Here is a 17,858-nt window from a genome sequence, read left to right as displayed (position 1 = left end):
ACTACGCCAATAGCTACTCCGCCGCCTTGGTGACGATGCGGACCTCCGATGTCAGCGTCTTGTGCACCGGACATTTGTCGGCGATCTCCATCAGCCGTTTGCGCTGGTCGGCATCGAGCTCGCCCTCGATCCTGATGACGCGCTCGATCTGGTCGAGCATGCCCTCGCGCGTCTCGCACTCCTCGCAATCCCTGGCGTAGATCTTGTTGTGCTGGAGCGTCACGGTGATGCGATCGACCGGCAGCGACTTGCGGTCGGCATACATCCGCATCGTCATCGAGGTGCAGGCGCCGAGGCCGGTGAGCAGGAAATCGTACGGTCCGGGGCCGGTGTCATCGCCGCCGACGGCGACCGGTTCGTCGGCGATCAGCCGGTGCTGACCGGTGGTGACGATCTGCTGGAACTTGCCATTGCGGGTCTCCTGCACCACGACGTTGCGCGGGGCGCCGCCGGTGTCGGCAGCCGGCTGCGGCGTGAGATCGACGTAGCGCTCGGCCCAGGCGCCGATCACATCGGCGACATAGGCGGCATCCTGCTTGCCGCTCAGAAGATGATCGGCGCCGGCGAGCGAAACGAAGCTCTTGGGGTGCTTGGCCGCGATGAAGATGTTGGTGGCGTTGTCGATGCCGACGGTGTCGTCGGTCGGCGAGTGCATGATCAGCAGCGCCTTGTGCAGCTGCTTGACCTGCGCCATCAAGTTCTGCTCGGCGACGTCGTCGAGGAATTCGCGCTTGATGCGGAACGGGCGACCGGCGAGCGATACCTCGCCTTCGCCCTGCGCGCGGATGTCCTCGATCCGGTCCTTGAAGAAATGCGTCACATGAACGGGATCGGACGGTGCGGCGATGGTGACGACCGCCTTTGCCTCGGGGATCCGGCCCGCTGCCGCGAGGATCGCGGCACCGCCGAGGCTATGGCCGATCAGGATTGCCGGCGCCTTGCGCGTCTCGCGCAGATGGTCCGCGGCGCGCACCAGGTCGGCGACGTTCGAGGAGAAGGTCGAGTTGGCGAAGTCGCCTTCGCTGGAGCCGAGGCCGGTGAAGTCGAAGCGCAGCGTGGCGATGCCTTTGGCCGCGAGCGCGACCGCGATGCGCTTTGCCGCCAGCACATCCTTGCCGCAGGTGAAGCAGTGCGCAAACAGCGCATAGGCCTTCATCGGTCCGTCGGGCGTATCAAGGGCGGCGGCAAGCTGATGGCCGCCCACACCGGTGAATTGAAAACGTTCGTGCGGCACGGGCGGGCTCCATCATTGCGTTGGTTTATCAGTCGCCAGAATAGCGCTGTTCGGTCCAGGGATCACCGCGATTGTGATAGCCGCGCACCTCCCAGAAGCCCGGCGCATCGTCGGTGAGGAATTCGATGCGCTGCAGCCATTTTGCGCTCTTCCAGAAATACAGATGCGGCACCACCAGCCGCACCGGGCCGCCGTGCTCCTGCTCGAGCGGCGTGCCCGACCAGCTGTGGGCGAGCAGCGCGTCCTCGGCGGCAAAATCCTCGAGCGGCAGGTTCGTCGTATAGCCGTCATACGAATGCAGCACGACGAACCGCGCGTCCTCGCGCGGCTGGCAGGCGGCGAGCAGGTCGCGCGTCGCGAGCCCCTCCCACTGATTGTCGTAGCGCGACCATGTGGTGACGCAGTGAATGTCGGAGACGAATTGGGTCTGCGGCTGCGCCGTGAATTGCGGCCAGTCCCAGTAGATCGTCTGCTCGACCGCGCCGTAGACGTCGAGCCGCCAGCGCTCCCGCGTCACGTTCGGCAGCATCCCGAGATCGAGCACAGGCCAGTCCGCGGTCAGGTGCTGGCCGGGCGGCAGGCGCTGCTCCTCCGGCCGGGTGATCTTGCCGGTCAGGAATTTGCCTTCGCGCGCCCAGCGCTGCTTGCTGCGCGTCAGCTTGCTCTGGGGCGGCTCCTGGTCGTCGGTCATCGGCGTTGCACTATCATTCGTGGCGATGCATCGCGGAGTCGTGCTTGGTGTCGCGCATGGTCGAGTAGATCAAGAGCGACAGGAAAATCATGCCGCTGAGATAATAATAGAACCAGTCCTCGTGCCCGATGCTCTTGAAATAGAGCGCGACCGCGGGCGCGGTGCCGCCGAAGATCGACACCGTGATGGCGTAGGGCAGGCCGACGCCGAGTGCGCGGACATTGGTCGGGAACAGCTCGGCCTTCACGATCGCATTGATCGAGGTGTAGCCGGCGACGAAGATCCAGGCGCCGCAGATCAAAAGGAAGGCGATGAAGGGCGACTTGGTCTCCTTCAGTGCGGTCAGGATCGGGATCGTCGCCAGCGTGCCAACGACGCCGAAGAAGATCAAGAGCGGCTTGCGGCCGATGCGGTCGGACAGCGCGCCATAGATCGGCTGCAGGAAGGTCGCGAAGATCAGCGAGCCGAAGATCACGAAGGTGGTCTGGTCTTCGGTGAGGCCGACCGACAGCTTCACGAAGGTCTGCATGTAGGTGGTGAAGGTGTAGAACGCCGCGGTGCCGCCGGCGGTGAGGCCGACCACCAGCAGCAATTCGCGGGGATAGTTCAGGAGGCCGACGATCGAGCCGGTCGGCTTGGAGACCTTCTTGGCCTCCTCGAACGCCTCGGTCTCGTGCAGGCCGCGCCGCATCACCGCGGCGAAGATCGCGAGCATTGCGCCGATCACGAACGGAATCCGCCAGCCCCAGGCCTTCAGCTCATCGGGCGTCAGGAACACCTTCTGCAGCAACAGCAGCACGATGATCGCGGTGAGCTGGCCGCCGATCAGCGTGACGTATTGGAAGCTGGAGTAGAAGCCGCGGTGCTTGGGATCGGCGACCTCGCTGAGATAGGTGGCGCTTGCCCCATATTCGCCACCGAGGCTGAGGCCCTCGATGATGCGGGCCAGCGCCAGGATCGCCGGGGCCGCAAAGCCGATCGTGGCATAGGTCGGCGTCACCGCGATGATCAGCGAGCCGAAGCACATGCAGACCACCGACAAGGTCAACGACAGCCGCCGGCCGTAGCGGTCGGCGATGAAGCCGAACAGCCAGCCGCCGAGCGGGCGCATCAGGAAGGTCGCGGCGAACAGCACCGCGGCATTGAGCTGCTGCACCACCGGATCGCTGTGCGGGAAGAACGCCGGCGCGAAATACAGCGCGAATGCGGTGTAGGCGTAGAAATCGTACCACTCGACGAGATTTCCGACCGAGCCGATGAAGATCGCCTTCACCCGCCGCTCGACGTCATGGATGTCGAGATGATCGCTCGCGGGTTGAGCGGTTTGTTCGGACATTGGCAGGCCTCCCCGGATTCTCTGGCACGATTCCGGGGCAACCTAACTCATTTGCGTGGTGCGATGTAACTGCTGTCCTGTTCTTCAGGCGTTCTTGCCGAACAGGACCGGCAGTTGACGCGGGCCGCGCACCGTGCCTTCGGACCAGGTGACCTTGCCGGCCGGGTCGAGGCGGAAATCCGGGATCCGCTTCAGCCATTCCTCGATCGCCACCTGCATCTCCATCCGCGCCAAATTGGAACCGACGCAGCGGTGGATGCCGAGGCCGAAGGCGGCGTGGCGGTTCTCCTTGCGGTCGATCACCACCTTGTCCGCATCGGGGAACATGGCGGGATCGCGGTTGGCCGCGGGGAAGGACAACAGCACCATGTTGCCCGCCTTGACCGGGCAGCCGGAGATCGTGGTCTCCTTCATCACCTCGCGCGCCATCGTCACCGGCGAATAGGCGCGGAGGAATTCCTCGATCGCGGTCGGGATCAGCGCCGGCTCCGCAATCAGGCGCTGGCGATCGGCCGGTGTCCTGGCGAGGTGCCAGAGCGAGGAGCCGATCGCGCTCCAGGTGGTATCGATGCCGGCAATCAAAAGCAGCCGCAGCGAGCCGAGCACGTGCTCGTCGGTGAGCGGCTGGCCGCCGGGGCCTTTGGCGCGCAGCAGTTGCGAGATCAGATCATCGCCCGGCTCGAGCTTGCGCTGTTCGAGATGGGTCATGAAATAGCCGGTCATCTCGCGCACGCCGCTCATCATCTCGTTCTCGTCCTTGATGCCGAGCTCGAGGATCTGATGGATCCACTTGATGAAGAGGTCGCCGTCCTTCTCCGGAATGCCCAGCATATGCGCGATAGCGCGCACCGGGATGTGCTTGGTGTAGCGCGCCGCGGCGTCGCAATGGCCGTCGGCGATGAACTCGTCGATCAGCTCGTTGCAGATCGCGCGCACCCGCGGCTCCAGCCGCTTCATCGCGTCGGGTGTGAACGGCGGCAGCAGCACCTGCTTGGCGGCCTTGTGCTCCGGCGGGTCGGAGGTGATCGGTGGTGCGCGGGCGGAGATCTCGGGGCGGACGTCGCGTACGATGACGCGGCGCGAGGAAAAATGCTCGGTGTCGTAGGCGATCTCCTTCACCGCCTGATAGGTGGTCGGCATGTAGCAGCCGAGGAAACGCTCGGTATGCACGATGGGCGAGGCCGCGCGCAGCGTCTCCCAGATCGGGAACGGGTCGTCGGTCCAGACCGGATCGGTATGGTCGAAATCATGGACCCAGTCGGTCACCGGGGGATGTTCGGGCAGATAGCTTGCGGACGGGGAATCGGACATCGGCTCGTTTCCTTCTCGTTCGATCAGACGTTGGTGGCGGAGCGGGAGGCGCGCGGCCATCCCCTGCCGGCCGCTATTCCTCGGTGACTTCGATCGCGATTTCCGGGCAATTGGTCTGCGCGAGCCAGGCCTTGTCCTCGAGTCCGGCCGGGACGGTCCCGTCGCCGACCTCATGGGCGTTGCCGTATTCGTCGAGCTCGAACAGTTCGGGGGCGAGCGATTTGCAACGGGCGTGACCCTGGCATTTGTCCTGGTCGACGCGGATCTTGAGCTTGGACATGCAAGCACTCTCCCTCGGCTCAGGCGCGCTGAAGCGCGCCGGGTTCCTCGTTTTTCACGATGCAAGTTCTAGCTTGCTTGGGCGGCCGGCCTGAATGGCCGGCTCACCAAGTTATAGCATATTACATTATTGTCTCGCTTTCCCGTCAAGCGAAAATTCGGGGTAGGTCACGGGTATCCGGCGACGGCCGCGCGACGCGATCGCCGATGCCTCCAGGGAGAGGCGGTTCCTCTAATGCTAATGCGCCGTCGGCGTTGGCGCAGTGAGCGGGCCCCAGGCGGCGAGGGCGGCTGCGGCGATCTGTTCGAGCTGCTTGCGGGTGGCACCGTCACGCGCCTGGATCGACATGCCCTGCTGCACGGTGATGTAATATTTGGCGATCGCGTCGAGATCGGCCGCGGGCGAGATCTCGCCGCGCTCGACGCCCCGGCGCAACCGTTCGCGCAGCTCCGTCACCGCCTGCGCGCGCCGCTGCACGAGTTCGCGCCGTACGGTTTCGGAATGCTCGTTCGGATGCAGCGCCGACAATACCACGAGGCAGCCCGGCGGGCGTGAGCGGCGGGTGAAGACACGCGCGGTCTGCATGAGGAAGGTTTCCACGGCCTGATGGGCCGTGTGCGTCTCGGTCACGGCACCCCAGATCAGACCACCCTCGCTCGCAACGTAATAGTCGAGCGCCTTGCGGAACAGATCCTCCTTGCTGCCGAAGGCGGCGTACAGGCTGGGCGAGGCAATACCCATCGCCGAGGTGAGGTCGGCCATCGAGGCGCCCTCGTAACCCTTCAGCCAGAACACCTCCATCGCGCGCGCCAGCGCGGCGTCCTTGTCGAAGTTCCGGGGGCGGCCACGCTCAGCCATCAGTGCGTCCATTTCTGTGTCGATCACTAAATAATTGGCTTGACGCTCCGGTGCAAGCTTCCTAATTTTGTGTCGATCGTTACATATATCGTCCCAACGAATGAGTTGAACATGACCCAGTCCCTGCAAGGAAAACGCGCCCTCGTCACCGGCGGCAGCCGCGGCATCGGTGCAGCCATCGCCAGGCGTCTTGCCGCCGAAGGCGCCGACGTCGCCATCACCTATGAACATTCGGCCGATCGCGCCGAAACCATCGGAGCAGAGATCAGGAAACAGGGCCGCCGCGCGCTGGCGCTGCAGGCGGATAGCGCGGACGCGAGCGCCGTGCGCGGCGCGGTGAACGCAGCCGCCAAGGCGTTTGGCGGCCTAGATATCCTCGTCAACAATGCCGGCATCTTCCGTGGCGGCGGCCCGATCGACGCCGTCACGCTGGAGGATATCGACACCACGCTGGCCGTGAATGTGCGGGCGGTGGTGGTCGCATCGCAAGCCGCGGTCGCCCATATGGGCGAGGGCGGCCGCATCATCAACATCGGCAGCAATCTTTCCAGCCGGGTGCCCGATGCCGGCATGAGCCTCTATTCGATGAGCAAGTCGGCGTTGATCGCCTGGACCCAGGGCCTCGCCCGCGACCTCGGCGGCCGCGGCATCACGGTCAATATCGTCCATCCCGGCTCCACCAACACCGACATGAACCCGGCCGATGGCGAGCAGGCCGAGGCGCAGCGCGCGCGCATGGCCATCAAACGCTACGGCAAGGCCGATGACGTCGCTGCCCTGGTCGCGTTTGTTGCCGGTCCCGAAGCCGGCTCGATTAATGGCGCCGGTCTCACCGTCGACGGCGGCGCCAACGCCTGACGACGTGGCTCGCCACAGCGTGGCGCGGCATTCCCTGCCTTTGGCCAGCCCGGGCCAAGGCAGGGAACCCGTTAAGCAAATCAGAATCCGCGACTGATTTGCTAGACTTTCCAATGGACGCGCTTGCCGGTTTCGCGGTTAATAGCCCAGCGGATGTCGTGTTCGGAAAGTGACCGAAGCGGCCGATGTCGCTATTGTGGCGGTCTCCGCCATGGCCTGACCGACCGGTGATCAGCATCTCGATGGGACAAATCGTACGTAAGCCGTTCAAGACCTACCACCATGGCGACCTCCGCGAAGCCCTGATTCAGGCCGCGTTGCGCGAGGTCGAGCTCGGCGGTCCCGAGGCGATCAGCATCAAGGCGCTGGCCAAGCAGCTCGGCGTCTCGCAGCCGGCGCCGTACCGGCATTTCGCCGACCGCGAGGCGCTGCTGGAGGCGGTGACCGCGGAAGCATTCCGGCAGTTCAACGTGATCATGCGCGAGGCGATCGAGCTGCCCGGCAAGGGCTCGAAACTGTCGCGCTTTGCCCAGGCTGCGCTCGCCTTCGGGCTCGAGCGCCACGGCATCTACCGGCTGATGTTCGCGTCCCGAACGATGGCCTGCGCGCCTGTCGGCAGCGAACTGCACGTTGCGGCGATGGAAACGCTGGCGCTTTTGATCGAGTCGTTCGAGGCACCGGCGGTCGGGCTGCTGCGCGAACGGCAGGCGCTGAAGATCTGGGCCGGACTACACGGCATCGTGATGCTCGCCGAGCAGGGCCTGCTCACCGGCGAGGTCGCCCAGATCAGCCGCGAGGAGCTGATGGACGAGATCGTCGAGCAGACCAAGCTCGCACTGTCAGTCGCGCTGCAGGCGACGGAAGACCAGGCGTAGGCCGCCTTATCGCGGCGGCCGCGGATCGATCGGGGTGGTGCCGCGCACGCCGAGAATATCCTCCAGCACTTTCGCGCCGGCCAGCAGCTGCGCCTCGGCGCGGGGCCTCGCCACCATCTGCAGGCCGACCGGCAGGCCCGACGCGGTGAAGCCGCAGGGCAGCGACAGCGCCGGGCAGCAGGCCAGCGTGATCGCATAGACGATGCCGAGCCATTCGACGTAGTTGTCGAATGTCTTGCCGTCGCATTCGGCGACATAGCGGTGCTCGACCGGGAACGGCGGCACGATGGTCGCGGGTGCCAGCAGCAGGTCATATTTGTCGAAGAATTCGAGCGCGCGCTGCGTTATAGCGACGCGCTGCGCCTCGGCGCGTTCGAGCTTCTCGACCGTGAGCTTCAATCCTTCCTCGATGTTCCAGATCACCTCGGGCTTCAGCAGATCGCGCTTGGTGCGCAGCAGTTCGGCCTTGGTGATCGCGAAGTCGAAGGCGCGCAGCACGTGGAAGCATTCATGGGCTTCGCTGAAATCGGGAGATGCCTCTTCGACGATCGCGCCGGCTTCCGCGAAACGCTCGGCCGCCTTGCGGGTCACGGCCTTGACCTCGGGATCGACAGGCGTGATGCCGAAATCGGGCGAATAGGCGATGCGCTTCGGCTTACCGCCCGCGCGCGCCGCCGACAGGAACGAGGTCGGCAGCGCGGGCAGCGAGAGCGGATCAGCGGCGTGCTCGCCGCTCATCGCGTCGAGCAGCAGCGCGAGGTCCTCGACATTGCGCGCCATCGGTCCCTGCTGGCCGAGCGTGCGGTCGACGCCGAATTTCGGCGTCTGCGCGACGCGGCCGATCGACGGCCGCAGGCCGACGATGCCGCAAAAGCTCGCCGGGTTGCGCAAGCTGCCGCCCATGTCGGAGCCATGGGCGAGCCACGCGGTGCCGCTCGCCAATGCTGCTGCTGCGCCGCCGGAGGAGCCTGCCGCCGAGCGGGAGGTGTCCCAGGGATTGCGGGTCGGGCCGAACACTTCATTGAAGGTGTTGGCGCCGGCGCCGAATTCCGGCGTGTTGGATTTGGCGTAGATCACGCCGCCGTTCTGCTCGATGCGCTCGACCAGGATGTCGGACTTCGCCGGGACGTTGTCCTTGAAGATCGGCGAGCCCAGCGTGGTCAGCACGCCGGAGACGGCGGTGAGGTCCTTGATCGGAACGGGAAGGCCCGCGAGCAGGCCGCGCTCGCCGGCCGGTTTCTGCATCAGGGCCTTGGCGTGGGTGCGGGCGCGGTCGAAGCAGAGGATTGGCAGCGCGTTGACCTTGCCGTCGACCTCGGCGATGCGCTGTTCCAGCACGTCGAGCAGATCAAGCGGCGTGACGTCGCCGGCTTTCAGTTTCTCGACGACGGCACACGCCGTTTCCTTCACCAAGCCCTGATCAGCCATGCGCCGTTGCTCCTATGTCTGCTGTTTCCTTGTGCTGTAGAACATTTCCTGCCGTCGTGGCAATGCGACGAGAACCGAAGGGGCAGGGATGGCAGCGTTGTTTTCCGCGCTGGACTGGCGCGCGATGAGCCAGCAGGAGCGCGACCTCGGCTTGAACAACGGCGTTGCCGTCAAGGGCAGCGCCGAGATCGCTGCCGGCTGGGAGCAGCGCTCGGCGGCATTGCGGCAGAAGCATCCCGATTATCTCGACCTCCGGTATGGCTCGCGCGAGCGCAACCGGATCGATTTCCTCAAAGTCCGCGACGGCGCGCCGACGCTGCTGTTCATTCACGGCGGCTATTGGCAGACCCGCGCCAAGGAAGTGTTCACGATCTTTGCCGAGGGGCCGATGGCGCATGGCATCAATGTCGCGTTGATCGGCTACACGCTGGCGCCCGATGCGACGCTCGACGACATCGTCGCGGAGATTCATGCCGGCATCGATTTTCTTGCCGGCCAGTTGCCCACGCTCGGTGCCGCTACTGACGGCGTCGTCGTGTCCGGCTGGTCGGCCGGCGGCCATCTGACATCGATGGCGCTGTCGAATGCCCATGTCCGGGCTGGCATGGCGATCTCGGGCATCTATGACCTCGAGCCCATCAGGCATTCCTACCTCAACGAGAAGCTCCGGCTCGACGAAGCCGCCTCGCGGCGCAATTCACCCATGATGCAGCAGGGCGGCACGGCAAAACCGCTGTCGCTGGTGGTCGGCAGCGCCGAACTGCCGCTGCTGCGCAAGCAGACCGCCGATTTCGCCGGCCACCGCGCCCGCTACGGCTTGCCGGTGACCTATGAGGAGATCGCCGGGGCCGATCATTTCTCGATCATGCACGAGATGCTGGCGCCGCAAGGGCGGATCACGACGCTGATCCGGCAGTTGTTCGAGCGGACGGCCACCTAAGCCGTCATTGCGAGGAGCGAAGCGACGAAGCAATCCATCTCTCCACAAGCGGCTAGATGGATTGCTTCGCGGAGCCTGTCATCCGGCGGCGCTTCGCGCCGACCGGGTGGCTCGCAATGACTAGGAGAGGGTCTAACCCCACCCTGACGTCAGCCCGCCGTCCACTGTGTAGATCACACCCGACGTGTACCCCGCGCGATCGGACGCCAGGAACGCCATCAGGTCACCGATCTCGCGCGCATGCGCGGGGCGGCCGAGCGGCAGGCCTTTCTGGAATTCCTTGTAGCGGTTCTCGTCGCCGAACTGGTTCTTGGCACGGGTCTTGAGCAGCGTGACGTGGCGGTCGGTACCAACAGGGCCCGGATTGATTCCGACGACGCGGATATTGTCGGCGAGGCTTTTTCCCCCGAGCGCGCGGGTGAACGACATCAACGCCGCATTGCCGGCGCTGCCGCAGATGTAGTTGGCGTCGAACTTCTCGCCGGCCGCGCCGATGTCGTTGACGATCACCCCGCCGCCGCGCGCCTTCATCTGGGCATAGATTGCGCGCGTCAGATTGACATAACCGAACACCTTGAGCTCCCAGGCATGCCGCCAGGTCGCCTCGTCGATCTTGTCGATCGAGCCGCCCGGGATGTCGCCGGCATTGTTGACGAGGATGTCGATGTCGGCGGCCTCTCTGGCCAGACGCGCGAGGTCCTCGGATTTGCGCAGGTCCACCACGCTGATCGCGGCATCGATCTGGTGCGCGGAGCGCAGCCGCTCGGCGAGCGCCTTGAGCTGGTCGCCGTTGCGGGCGGCGAGCAGCAGATTGGCGCCTTCCTCGGCAAAGGCTTCGGCGGCGGCCGCGCCAATGCCCTTGGAGGCGCCGGTGATCAGGACACGCTTGCCGCGCAGATGTAGATCCATGGGATGTCTCGCTGGTTGAGAGGAAAGAATGTCGGCGAATTTGGTGGGGCAGGGCCGCGCGGCGGTCAACACTGCACTGCAGCGTTGCGCTGGCGCGAAGTTTGGTCCATTGCAGGGCGATCAGGATAGGCGGCATTGCCGGCCGGGCAAATCACAAGGGTGTTCTCGATGAGCAAGAAGCAATATCGGATTGCGGTCATTCCCGGCGACGGCATCGGCAAGGAAGTGATGCCGGAGGGCCTGCGCGTCATCGAGGCGGCGGCGAAGAAGCACGGCGTCGACGTCAAGTTCGACCATTTCGACTTCGCCTCCTACGACTATTACGAGAAGCACGGCGAGATGATGCCGGCCGACTGGAAGGACAAGATCGGCAAGCATGACGCGATCTATTTCGGCGCGGTCGGCTGGCCGGCCAAGATCCCGGATCACGTCTCGCTGTGGGGCTCGCTGATCAAGTTCCGCCGCGAGTTCGACCAGTACGTCAACCTCCGCCCGGTGCGGCTGATGCCCGGCGTGCCGTCGCCACTCGCGAACCGCAAGCCCGGCGACATCGATTTCTGGGTGGTGCGCGAGAACACCGAGGGTGAGTATTCCTCGGTCGGCGGCCGCATGTTCCCGGACACTGACCGCGAATTCGTCACCCAGCAGACGGTGATGACCCGCACCGGCGTCGACCGCATCCTGAAGTTCGCCTTTGATCTCGCGCAGTCGCGGCCGAAGAAGCATTTGACCTCGGCGACCAAGTCGAACGGCATCTCCATCACCATGCCCTATTGGGACGAGCGGGTGGAGGCGATGGCCAAGAAGTATCCCGGCGTGAAGTGGGACAAGTACCACATCGATATCCTCACCGCGAACTTCGTGCTGCATCCGGACTGGTTCGACGTCGTGGTGGGCTCCAACCTGTTCGGGGACATCCTCTCTGATCTCGGCCCGGCCTGCACCGGCACCATCGGCATCGCGCCGTCGGGCAATATCAATCCGGAAGGCGATTTCCCCTCGGTGTTCGAGCCGGTGCACGGCTCGGCGCCCGACATTGCAGGGCAGGGCATCGCCAACCCGATCGGCATGATCTGGTCGGGCGCGATGATGCTGGAGCATCTCGGCGAGAAGCAGGCTGCGGATGCGATCGTCGGCGCGATCGAGCGCACGCTCGGCGAACGCACGCTGCGCACCCGCGATCTCGGCGGCAATGCCGACACCACGGCGTGCGGCAAGGCTGTCGCGGAGATGGTGGATTAAAGTCGCCTGCGTAGGGTGGGTTAGCGAAGCGTAACCCACCATTGCCTCCGCGGTCACAGAAGCGGTGGGTTACGCCTTCGGCTAACCCACCCTACGATCCCTGTCGTCCCTGCGAAAGCAGGGACCCATAACCACAGGGGCTTGTTGTCATAGCTCGCTGTGGCCCCAGCCATCGCTACAATGTGGAGCGGTGGTAATGGGTCCTGGATCGCGCTCGCTACGCTCGCTTGTCCAGGACGACGTCGAAAACTATCCCTTCACGATCCGTCGGCAATGCTCCCATGCTGCGTGGATCAAATTCTCGCTCGCTTCCGGCGTGCGGAACGCCGAATGCGCCGACAGCGTCACGTTCGGGATCCTGGTCAGTGGATGATCCTTCGGCAGCGGCTCGATGTTGTAGACGTCGAGGCCGGCGTGGCGGATGTGGCCGGAATTGAGCGCATCGATCATCGCCTGCTCGTCGACGATCGCGCCGCGCGCGGTGTTGATCAGCACGACGCCCTTTTTCATCTTCGCGATCTTCTCGCGGGTGATCATCCCGCGGGTCTCGTCGTTGAGCAGCAGATGGAGCGAGACCACGTCGCTGTTCGCCAGCACGGTGTCGAGATCGACGAATTCGACGCCCGGATGGCTCTTGGCCGACCGGTTCCAGGCGATCACCTTCATGCCGCTGCCGAGCGCGATGCGGGCGACCTCGGCCGCGATGCCGCCAAAGCCGACGAGGCCAAGCGTCTTGCCGGTGAGCTGCATGCCGTCCTCGCGCAGCCAGTTGCCGGCGCGCATCTCGCGGTCCATCTGCGCGATCACCCGCGCCGACGACCACATCAGCGCGATCGCGGACTCCGCCACCGCGGTGTCGCCATAGCCCTTGATCAGATGCACGGCGATGCCGAGTTCGGCGAGCTCCTCCGGGTTCATGTAGCTGCGCGCGCCGGTGCCGAGGAACACGACGTGCTTCAGGCCGGCGCACTTCTTTGCGATGTCGGTCGGCAACGCGGTGTGATCGACCACCGCGATCTCGGCGCCGTCGAGCACCGCCGGATAGTCCTCGGGCTTGATGTCCGGGTTGCGGTTGATCCGCATCTTGGGATCGCCGGGTTTCTCCAGGCGCTCGGTGATGACAGCGAGCGATTCATTGGCGTCGACAAACACTGCGCGCACGAAAGCCTCCATCGAAGGGGAGATATGAAGATCAGGATGCGACGCCGGCGAGCGCCAGCACCGTATGCAGCAGGACGTTGGCGCCGGCGGCGCAATCGGTCTGCGTGGCATCTTCCAGCTCGTTATGGCTGATGCCGTCCTTGCAGGGCACGAACACCATCGCCGCCGGCATCACCGTGTTGAGGTTGCAGGCGTCGTGGCCGGCGCCGGAGGTGATGCGGCGGTGCGAATAGCCGAGCTGATCGGCCGCGTTCTCGACCGCGTCGACCAGCTTCGGATCGAAATGCGTCGGCGCCTTGCGCCAGACGAGATCAAGCTGAACCTCGACCTTGCGCTTTGCTGCGATCTCAACGATGGCTGCACGCAGGTCACGGTCCAGCGCATCCATGATCGCGGCATCGGCGCTGCGGCAATCCACCGTGAAGGCGATCTCGCCGGGGATCACGTTGCGCGAGGGGCTTGCGATGACGGCCTCGCCGATGGTGCCGACCGCCTTCGGGCCATGCTTCCTGGCGATGCTTTCCATCGCCAGCACGATTTCCGACAGCGTCGCCAGCGCGTCGCGGCGCAGCGGCATCGGGGTCGAGCCTGCGTGGCTCTCGAAGCCCACGATCTTGCCGTCGTACCAAAGCACGCCCTGGCCGGAATCGACCACGCCGATGGTCTTGCCCTCGGCCTCCAGGATCGGGCCCTGCTCGATATGCAGCTCGACGAAGCCCGAGAATTTCTGCCGGCCGACCGGGGCGTCGCCGCGATAGCCGATCGAGTCCAGCGCCTGCGCCACCGTGACGCCTTCGGCGTCCTTGCGCGACAGGATGTCGTCGGTGGTGAAATCGCCGACATAGGCGGCCGAGGCCATCATCGCCGGCGCAAAGCGCGAGCCTTCCTCATTGGTCCAGTTGCAGATGCAGATCGGCAGCTCGGTCTCGATCCCCGCATCGTTCAAGGTGCGCACCAGCTCGAGCCCGGCGAGGGTGCCGAGGATGCCGTCATACTTGCCGCCGGTCGGCTGGGTGTCGAGATGCGAGCCGACGCCGATCGGCGGTTTCGACATGTCCCGGCCCTTGCGCAGGCCGAACATCGAGCCGAGCGCATCGACATGCACGTCCAGGCCGGCGTCCTCGCAGGCCTTGCGGAACCAGTCGCGCACCTGCTTGTCCTCGGCACTGAGGGTCAGCCGCCGCACGCCGCCCTTTGGCGTCGCACCGAACTGCGCGGTTTCATGGATGGTACCCCAGAGGCGGGCGGAATCGATCTGCAGGTTGGTTGCGGCTCGGCTCATGTCGTCAGTCCATTCCAGCTGTCATTCGGGGGCGATGCGTGAGCATCGAACTATGATGCGCAATTGCGCATCTGAGAATCTCGAGATTCCGGGTTCGGCTCTTCGAGCCGCCCCGGAATGACGGTTGATTGTCCGGCAATCGTCAATGACGCGCCACTCTCGCGCCGTCAACCGCCACGCTGGTCTGCGCGATCTGCCTGGCGAGATTGGCGACGCGCTCGATGGCGACCGCATCGGGGGAGGCGAGCCAGCTCGCAGTGAAGGTGAGGGGCGGCAGCTTGAGGTCGGTATCGAGCAGTTGCAAGCGCCCGTCAGCAAGCTCGTTCTCGACGATCGCCGACGGGATCACCGCGATGCCAAGCCCTTCATTGGCCATGTGGATCACGGTCGCGAGCGAGGTCGAGGCGTGCAGCCGGATTGGCGGCAGATCGGGGGCATTGAACAAGGCGCGTACGGTCTCGTAGGGCTGGGTCTTGCGCGGAAAGGTGATGATCGGAAACCGCGCCAGATCCTGCCGCGCCACCGGGCCAGAGCCGAGGCCGAGCGACGGGCTCGCCAGGAAACCGATCGGGTAATCGCACAGCACATGGTTGTGCGCGCCGGACGCGGAGACCGGTCCGAGCACGAAGGCGAGTTCGATCTCCTGCGCCAGCAGCCGCGGCGTCAGATTGGGTGTGATGTCGACCTCGATCTCGAGCGACAGGTTCGGGTAGATCTCGTTGACGCTCTTCACCAGCCGCGGCAGCCAGGTGTGCACGATGGTCTCCGCGACACCGAGCCGCAGCGCGCCGCGCATCGCCGAGCGGTCGCCGACCTCGGCCATCATCTCCGAGCGCAGGCCGATCAGCTTCTCGGCATAGATCAGCATCAGCCGCCCGCTCGGCGTCGGCGAGGCTACCCGGTGGTCGCGGTTGAGCAGCTTGACGCCCATCTCGCGCTCGAGCTGGGCAATGCGCTGAGAGATCGCCGGCTGGGTGGTGTTGAGCCGCTGGGCGGCACCGCGGAAGCTGCCGAGCTTGACGACCCAGAGAAATGTTTCGATCGAGCGGAAGTCCGTCATGGAAGCATTTTCCCGATCGATAAATTTGCTTTATCGATTTTGATTAGAAAGGACGATTAGACATTATATCACGCTTGGTGTTGGCTTGTCCTTGTCGAGATTATGGGCAGGAGAATCCCATGACTGTTTTTGCGGCAGTGCAGCGATCTCACGGGGAACCGGTGCTGGCGAGCGCTGAAGCGCGGCGCGCCTGCCGTGACGGCGAGGCGTCGGCGACGACCGCGGGTCTCGCCAACGGCTTCGTCCAGGGCAATCTGGCGATCCTGCCGGAGCAGCTCGCCGGCGCCTTCCACCGGTTCTGCCAGCTCAATCCGAAGCCGTGCCCGATCATCGGCATGTCCGAGGTCGGCGATTTCCGCATCCCGGCGCTCGGTCCCGACCTCGACGTCCGCACCGACGTGCCGCGCTACCGGGTCTGGCGCGACGGCGAGGTGGCGGACGAGCCGACCGATATCACAAAGTACTGGCGCGACGATCTCGTCACCTTCGTGCTCGGCTGCTCCTATTCGTTCGAGGAGGCGCTGCTGGAAGAGGGGCTGCCGATCCGTCACATTGAGCGCAATCTGCGTGTGCCAATGTACCGGACCAATATCGCCTGCCAGCCGTCGGGGCCGTTTGCGGGACCGATGGTGGTGTCGATGCGCCCGTTCAAGCCGGCGGATGCGATCCGCGCGGTGCAGATCACCTCGCGCTTCCCGTCGGTGCACGGCGCACCGGTGCATCTCGGCCATCCGCATGCGATCGGCATCAAGGATATCGCCAAGCCCGATTATGGCGATGCGGTGCCGGTGGCCGATGACGAGATCCCGGTGTTCTGGGCCTGTGGCGTGACGCCGCAATCGGTGATCGCAGCTGCGAAGCTGCCGTTCGCCATCACGCATGCGCCGGGGCTGATGCTGGTGACCGATCTCAGGAACAAGCAGCTCGCTGTGCTCTGAATAGGCAATTCGTGCAATTCATTGAGGCTTTACTGCGCGCTACAAGCGTCACATCGATAAGAACAAAGCTGAAGGGGAAATTTCGATGACGATCTCTCGCCGTAACGTATTGCTGGGTGCCACTGCCGCCGCTGCGCTCGGTCCGATGGCCGCACGCGCACAGACAAGCGAAGTGGCCATCGGCGTGATCTATCCGCTGTCCGGCTCCAGTGCCGCGATCGGCGTCGACGCGCAGCATGCCTTCAACACCGCGGCCGACATCATCAACAAGAACTACGATTTCGCGCTGCCGCTCGCCAAGGGCGAAGGCCTGTCCGGCCTCGGCGGCGCCAAGGTCAAGCTGGTGTTCGCCGACCACCAGGCCGATCCGCAGAAGGGCCGCGCCGAGACCGAGCGCCTGATCACCCAGGAGAAGGTCTGCGCCGTCGTCGGCACCTATCAGAGCGCGGTCGCCGTCACCGTCAGCCAGACCTGCGAGCGCTACGGCGTTCCGTTCATCTCGGCCGACAATTCCTCGCCGAGCCTGCATCGCCGCGGCCTGAAATACTATTTCCGCGCCTCGCCGCATGACGAGATGTTCTCGGCCGCGATGTTCGACTTCTTCGATGCGATGAAGAAGAAGGGCCAGAAGATCGAGACGCTGGCGCTGTTCCACGAGGACACCATCTTCGGTACCGATTCGGCGAACGCGCAAACCAAGCTCGCCGCCGAGCGGGGCTACAAGATCGTGGCCGACATCAAGTATCGCGCCAACTCGCCGTCGCTCACCGCCGAGGTGCAGCAGCTCAAGGCGGCTAATGCCGACGTGCTGATGCCGTCGAGCTACACCACGGACGCGATCCTCTTGGTCAAGACCATGGCCGAGCTCGGCTACAAGCCGAAGAACATCATGGCGCAGGACGCCGGCTTCTCGGAGAAGGCGACCTATGACGCGGTCGGCGACAAGCTCGAGGGCGTGATCTCGCGCGGCAGCTTCTCGCTCGACCTGGCGCAGAAGCGGCCGATGGTCGGTCTCATCAACGAGATGTACCGCGCCAAGTCCGGCAAGGACTTCAACGACTATACGTCGCGCCAGTTCATGGGCCTCATCATCATGGCTGATGCCATCAACCGCGCCAAGTCGACCGACGGCGAAAAGATCCGCGAGGCGCTGGTCGCCACCGACATGCCGGGCGACGTCACCATCATGCCGTGGCGGCGCGTCAAGTTCGACGAGATGGGGCAGAACAATTTCGCCGATCCGGTGCTGCTGCAATATTCCGCGAAGAACTTCGTGACGATCTTCCCGGAACAGGCCGCCGTCTCCGAGGCGATCTGGCCGATGAACAGCTGATCGGTCGGACGCTAGAGGGGGGGCAGAGGGCGGTGAGAGCCGAAGACATCACACGGAGTCTCGCATGTTCCGTCATTGCGAGCGAAGCGAAGCAATCCATCTCTCCGCAAAAAGGAAGCATG

At 64.8% G+C, this 17,858-nt stretch carries 17 protein-coding genes; 6 read left to right on the top strand and 11 right to left on the bottom strand.

Annotation, left to right across the window (positions count from 1 at the left end):
* Positions 1-13 precede the first annotated feature (13 nt).
* From QDT69_RS02615 to QDT69_RS02590, 6 genes are all read right to left on the bottom strand, one after another.
* Entirely contained in the window at positions 14-1,234 is a 1,221-nt protein-coding gene (locus QDT69_RS02615; protein WP_279705086.1) for a bifunctional alpha/beta hydrolase/OsmC family protein, read from the bottom strand.
* A gap of 28 nt (positions 1,235-1,262) precedes the next feature.
* A complete protein-coding gene (locus QDT69_RS02610) occupies positions 1,263-1,925 on the bottom strand; it encodes a sulfite oxidase-like oxidoreductase (RefSeq protein WP_279705085.1) in 663 nt (220 codons plus the stop codon).
* Between the two features lie 13 nt (positions 1,926-1,938).
* Positions 1,939-3,261, bottom strand: coding sequence for an MFS transporter (locus QDT69_RS02605; protein WP_279705084.1), 1,323 nt, complete (start codon positions 3,259-3,261; stop codon positions 1,939-1,941).
* Positions 3,262-3,345: 84 nt separating this feature from the next.
* Positions 3,346-4,572, bottom strand: a complete 1,227-nt coding sequence (locus QDT69_RS02600) for a cytochrome P450 (RefSeq protein WP_279705083.1) — start codon at positions 4,570-4,572, stop codon at positions 3,346-3,348.
* Between the two features lie 73 nt (positions 4,573-4,645).
* Positions 4,646-4,852 (bottom strand): ferredoxin, encoded by a 207-nt coding sequence (locus tag QDT69_RS02595; protein WP_038387982.1) that lies wholly within the window; start codon positions 4,850-4,852, stop codon positions 4,646-4,648.
* 237 nt (positions 4,853-5,089) lie between these two features.
* Entirely contained in the window at positions 5,090-5,710 is a 621-nt protein-coding gene (locus tag QDT69_RS02590; RefSeq protein WP_279705082.1) for a TetR/AcrR family transcriptional regulator, read from the bottom strand.
* A 111-nt stretch (positions 5,711-5,821) separates the two neighbouring features.
* Here QDT69_RS02590 and QDT69_RS02585 point away from each other — a divergent pair, with 111 nt between their 5' ends.
* Positions 5,822-6,568, top strand: a complete 747-nt coding sequence (locus QDT69_RS02585) for an SDR family oxidoreductase (protein ID WP_279705081.1) — start codon at positions 5,822-5,824, stop codon at positions 6,566-6,568.
* Between the two features lie 242 nt (positions 6,569-6,810).
* Entirely contained in the window at positions 6,811-7,443 is a 633-nt protein-coding gene (locus tag QDT69_RS02580; RefSeq protein ID WP_074125527.1) for a TetR/AcrR family transcriptional regulator, read from the top strand.
* Positions 7,444-7,449: 6 nt separating this feature from the next.
* Here the strand turns inward: QDT69_RS02580 and QDT69_RS02575 are convergent, their stop codons facing one another.
* Positions 7,450-8,871 (bottom strand): amidase family protein, encoded by a 1,422-nt coding sequence (locus QDT69_RS02575; RefSeq protein ID WP_279705080.1) that lies wholly within the window; start codon positions 8,869-8,871, stop codon positions 7,450-7,452.
* Between the two features lie 88 nt (positions 8,872-8,959).
* On the opposite strand from QDT69_RS02575, the gene QDT69_RS02570 reads away from it, so the two are divergent.
* Positions 8,960-9,811: an alpha/beta hydrolase gene (locus tag QDT69_RS02570; protein WP_279705079.1), complete on the top strand. Its 852-nt coding sequence runs from the start codon at positions 8,960-8,962 to the stop codon at positions 9,809-9,811.
* Between the two features lie 132 nt (positions 9,812-9,943).
* On the opposite strand, the gene QDT69_RS02565 is transcribed toward QDT69_RS02570, so the two are convergent.
* The gene (locus QDT69_RS02565) at positions 9,944-10,720 is read right to left on the bottom strand and encodes an SDR family oxidoreductase (RefSeq protein WP_279705078.1); all 777 of its coding nucleotides are present in this window, start codon (positions 10,718-10,720) and stop codon (positions 9,944-9,946) included.
* A gap of 168 nt (positions 10,721-10,888) precedes the next feature.
* Between QDT69_RS02565 and QDT69_RS02560 the strand changes: the two genes are divergently transcribed.
* Positions 10,889-11,962 (top strand): tartrate dehydrogenase, encoded by a 1,074-nt coding sequence (locus QDT69_RS02560; protein ID WP_279705077.1) that lies wholly within the window; start codon positions 10,889-10,891, stop codon positions 11,960-11,962.
* A 249-nt stretch (positions 11,963-12,211) separates the two neighbouring features.
* On the opposite strand, the gene QDT69_RS02555 is transcribed toward QDT69_RS02560, so the two are convergent.
* The 3 genes from QDT69_RS02555 to QDT69_RS02545 form a co-directional block, all read right to left on the bottom strand.
* Positions 12,212-13,123 carry an NAD(P)-dependent oxidoreductase gene (locus QDT69_RS02555; RefSeq protein ID WP_279705076.1) on the bottom strand — a complete coding sequence of 304 codons (912 nt, stop codon included), beginning with the start codon at positions 13,121-13,123 and terminating at the stop codon, positions 12,212-12,214.
* Between the two features lie 31 nt (positions 13,124-13,154).
* Positions 13,155-14,405 carry a Zn-dependent hydrolase gene (locus QDT69_RS02550; RefSeq protein ID WP_279705075.1) on the bottom strand — a complete coding sequence of 417 codons (1,251 nt, stop codon included), beginning with the start codon at positions 14,403-14,405 and terminating at the stop codon, positions 13,155-13,157.
* A 142-nt stretch (positions 14,406-14,547) separates the two neighbouring features.
* Positions 14,548-15,465, bottom strand: a complete 918-nt coding sequence (locus QDT69_RS02545) for a LysR family transcriptional regulator (RefSeq protein ID WP_095733565.1) — start codon at positions 15,463-15,465, stop codon at positions 14,548-14,550.
* A gap of 119 nt (positions 15,466-15,584) precedes the next feature.
* Here QDT69_RS02545 and QDT69_RS02540 point away from each other — a divergent pair, with 119 nt between their 5' ends.
* Both QDT69_RS02540 and QDT69_RS02535 read left to right on the top strand, forming a co-directional pair.
* The gene (locus QDT69_RS02540) at positions 15,585-16,403 is read left to right on the top strand and encodes a putative hydro-lyase (RefSeq protein WP_279705074.1); all 819 of its coding nucleotides are present in this window, start codon (positions 15,585-15,587) and stop codon (positions 16,401-16,403) included.
* Between the two features lie 85 nt (positions 16,404-16,488).
* A complete protein-coding gene (locus tag QDT69_RS02535; protein ID WP_279705073.1) occupies positions 16,489-17,736 on the top strand; it encodes an ABC transporter substrate-binding protein in 1,248 nt (415 codons plus the stop codon).
* Positions 17,737-17,858: the final 122 nt, after the last annotated feature.

It is taken from the genome of Bradyrhizobium sp. CER78, assembly GCF_029846235.1.
Classification (GTDB): Bacteria; Pseudomonadota; Alphaproteobacteria; order Rhizobiales; family Xanthobacteraceae; genus Bradyrhizobium.
This window is presented reverse-complemented; position numbering and strand designations above follow the sequence as displayed.

Coding starts and splice junctions, on each gene's coding strand:
- QDT69_RS02550 (WP_279705075.1), bottom strand. CDS start 14,405: ATGAGCCGAGCCGCAACCAACCTGCAGATCGATTCCGCCCGCCTCTGG.
- QDT69_RS02565 (WP_279705078.1), bottom strand. CDS start 10,720: ATGGATCTACATCTGCGCGGCAAGCGTGTCCTGATCACCGGCGCCTCC.
- QDT69_RS02575 (WP_279705080.1), bottom strand. CDS start 8,871: ATGGCTGATCAGGGCTTGGTGAAGGAAACGGCGTGTGCCGTCGTCGAG.
- QDT69_RS02570 (WP_279705079.1), top strand. CDS start 8,960: ATGGCAGCGTTGTTTTCCGCGCTGGACTGGCGCGCGATGAGCCAGCAG.
- QDT69_RS02545 (WP_095733565.1), bottom strand. CDS start 15,465: ATGACGGACTTCCGCTCGATCGAAACATTTCTCTGGGTCGTCAAGCTC.
- QDT69_RS02605 (WP_279705084.1), bottom strand. CDS start 3,261: ATGTCCGAACAAACCGCTCAACCCGCGAGCGATCATCTCGACATCCAT.
- QDT69_RS02585 (WP_279705081.1), top strand. CDS start 5,822: ATGACCCAGTCCCTGCAAGGAAAACGCGCCCTCGTCACCGGCGGCAGC.
- QDT69_RS02610 (WP_279705085.1), bottom strand. CDS start 1,925: ATGACCGACGACCAGGAGCCGCCCCAGAGCAAGCTGACGCGCAGCAAG.
- QDT69_RS02535 (WP_279705073.1), top strand. CDS start 16,489: ATGACGATCTCTCGCCGTAACGTATTGCTGGGTGCCACTGCCGCCGCT.
- QDT69_RS02600 (WP_279705083.1), bottom strand. CDS start 4,572: ATGTCCGATTCCCCGTCCGCAAGCTATCTGCCCGAACATCCCCCGGTG.
- QDT69_RS02580 (WP_074125527.1), top strand. CDS start 6,811: ATGGGACAAATCGTACGTAAGCCGTTCAAGACCTACCACCATGGCGAC.
- QDT69_RS02595 (WP_038387982.1), bottom strand. CDS start 4,852: ATGTCCAAGCTCAAGATCCGCGTCGACCAGGACAAATGCCAGGGTCAC.
- QDT69_RS02540 (WP_279705074.1), top strand. CDS start 15,585: ATGACTGTTTTTGCGGCAGTGCAGCGATCTCACGGGGAACCGGTGCTG.
- QDT69_RS02590 (WP_279705082.1), bottom strand. CDS start 5,710: ATGGCTGAGCGTGGCCGCCCCCGGAACTTCGACAAGGACGCCGCGCTG.
- QDT69_RS02560 (WP_279705077.1), top strand. CDS start 10,889: ATGAGCAAGAAGCAATATCGGATTGCGGTCATTCCCGGCGACGGCATC.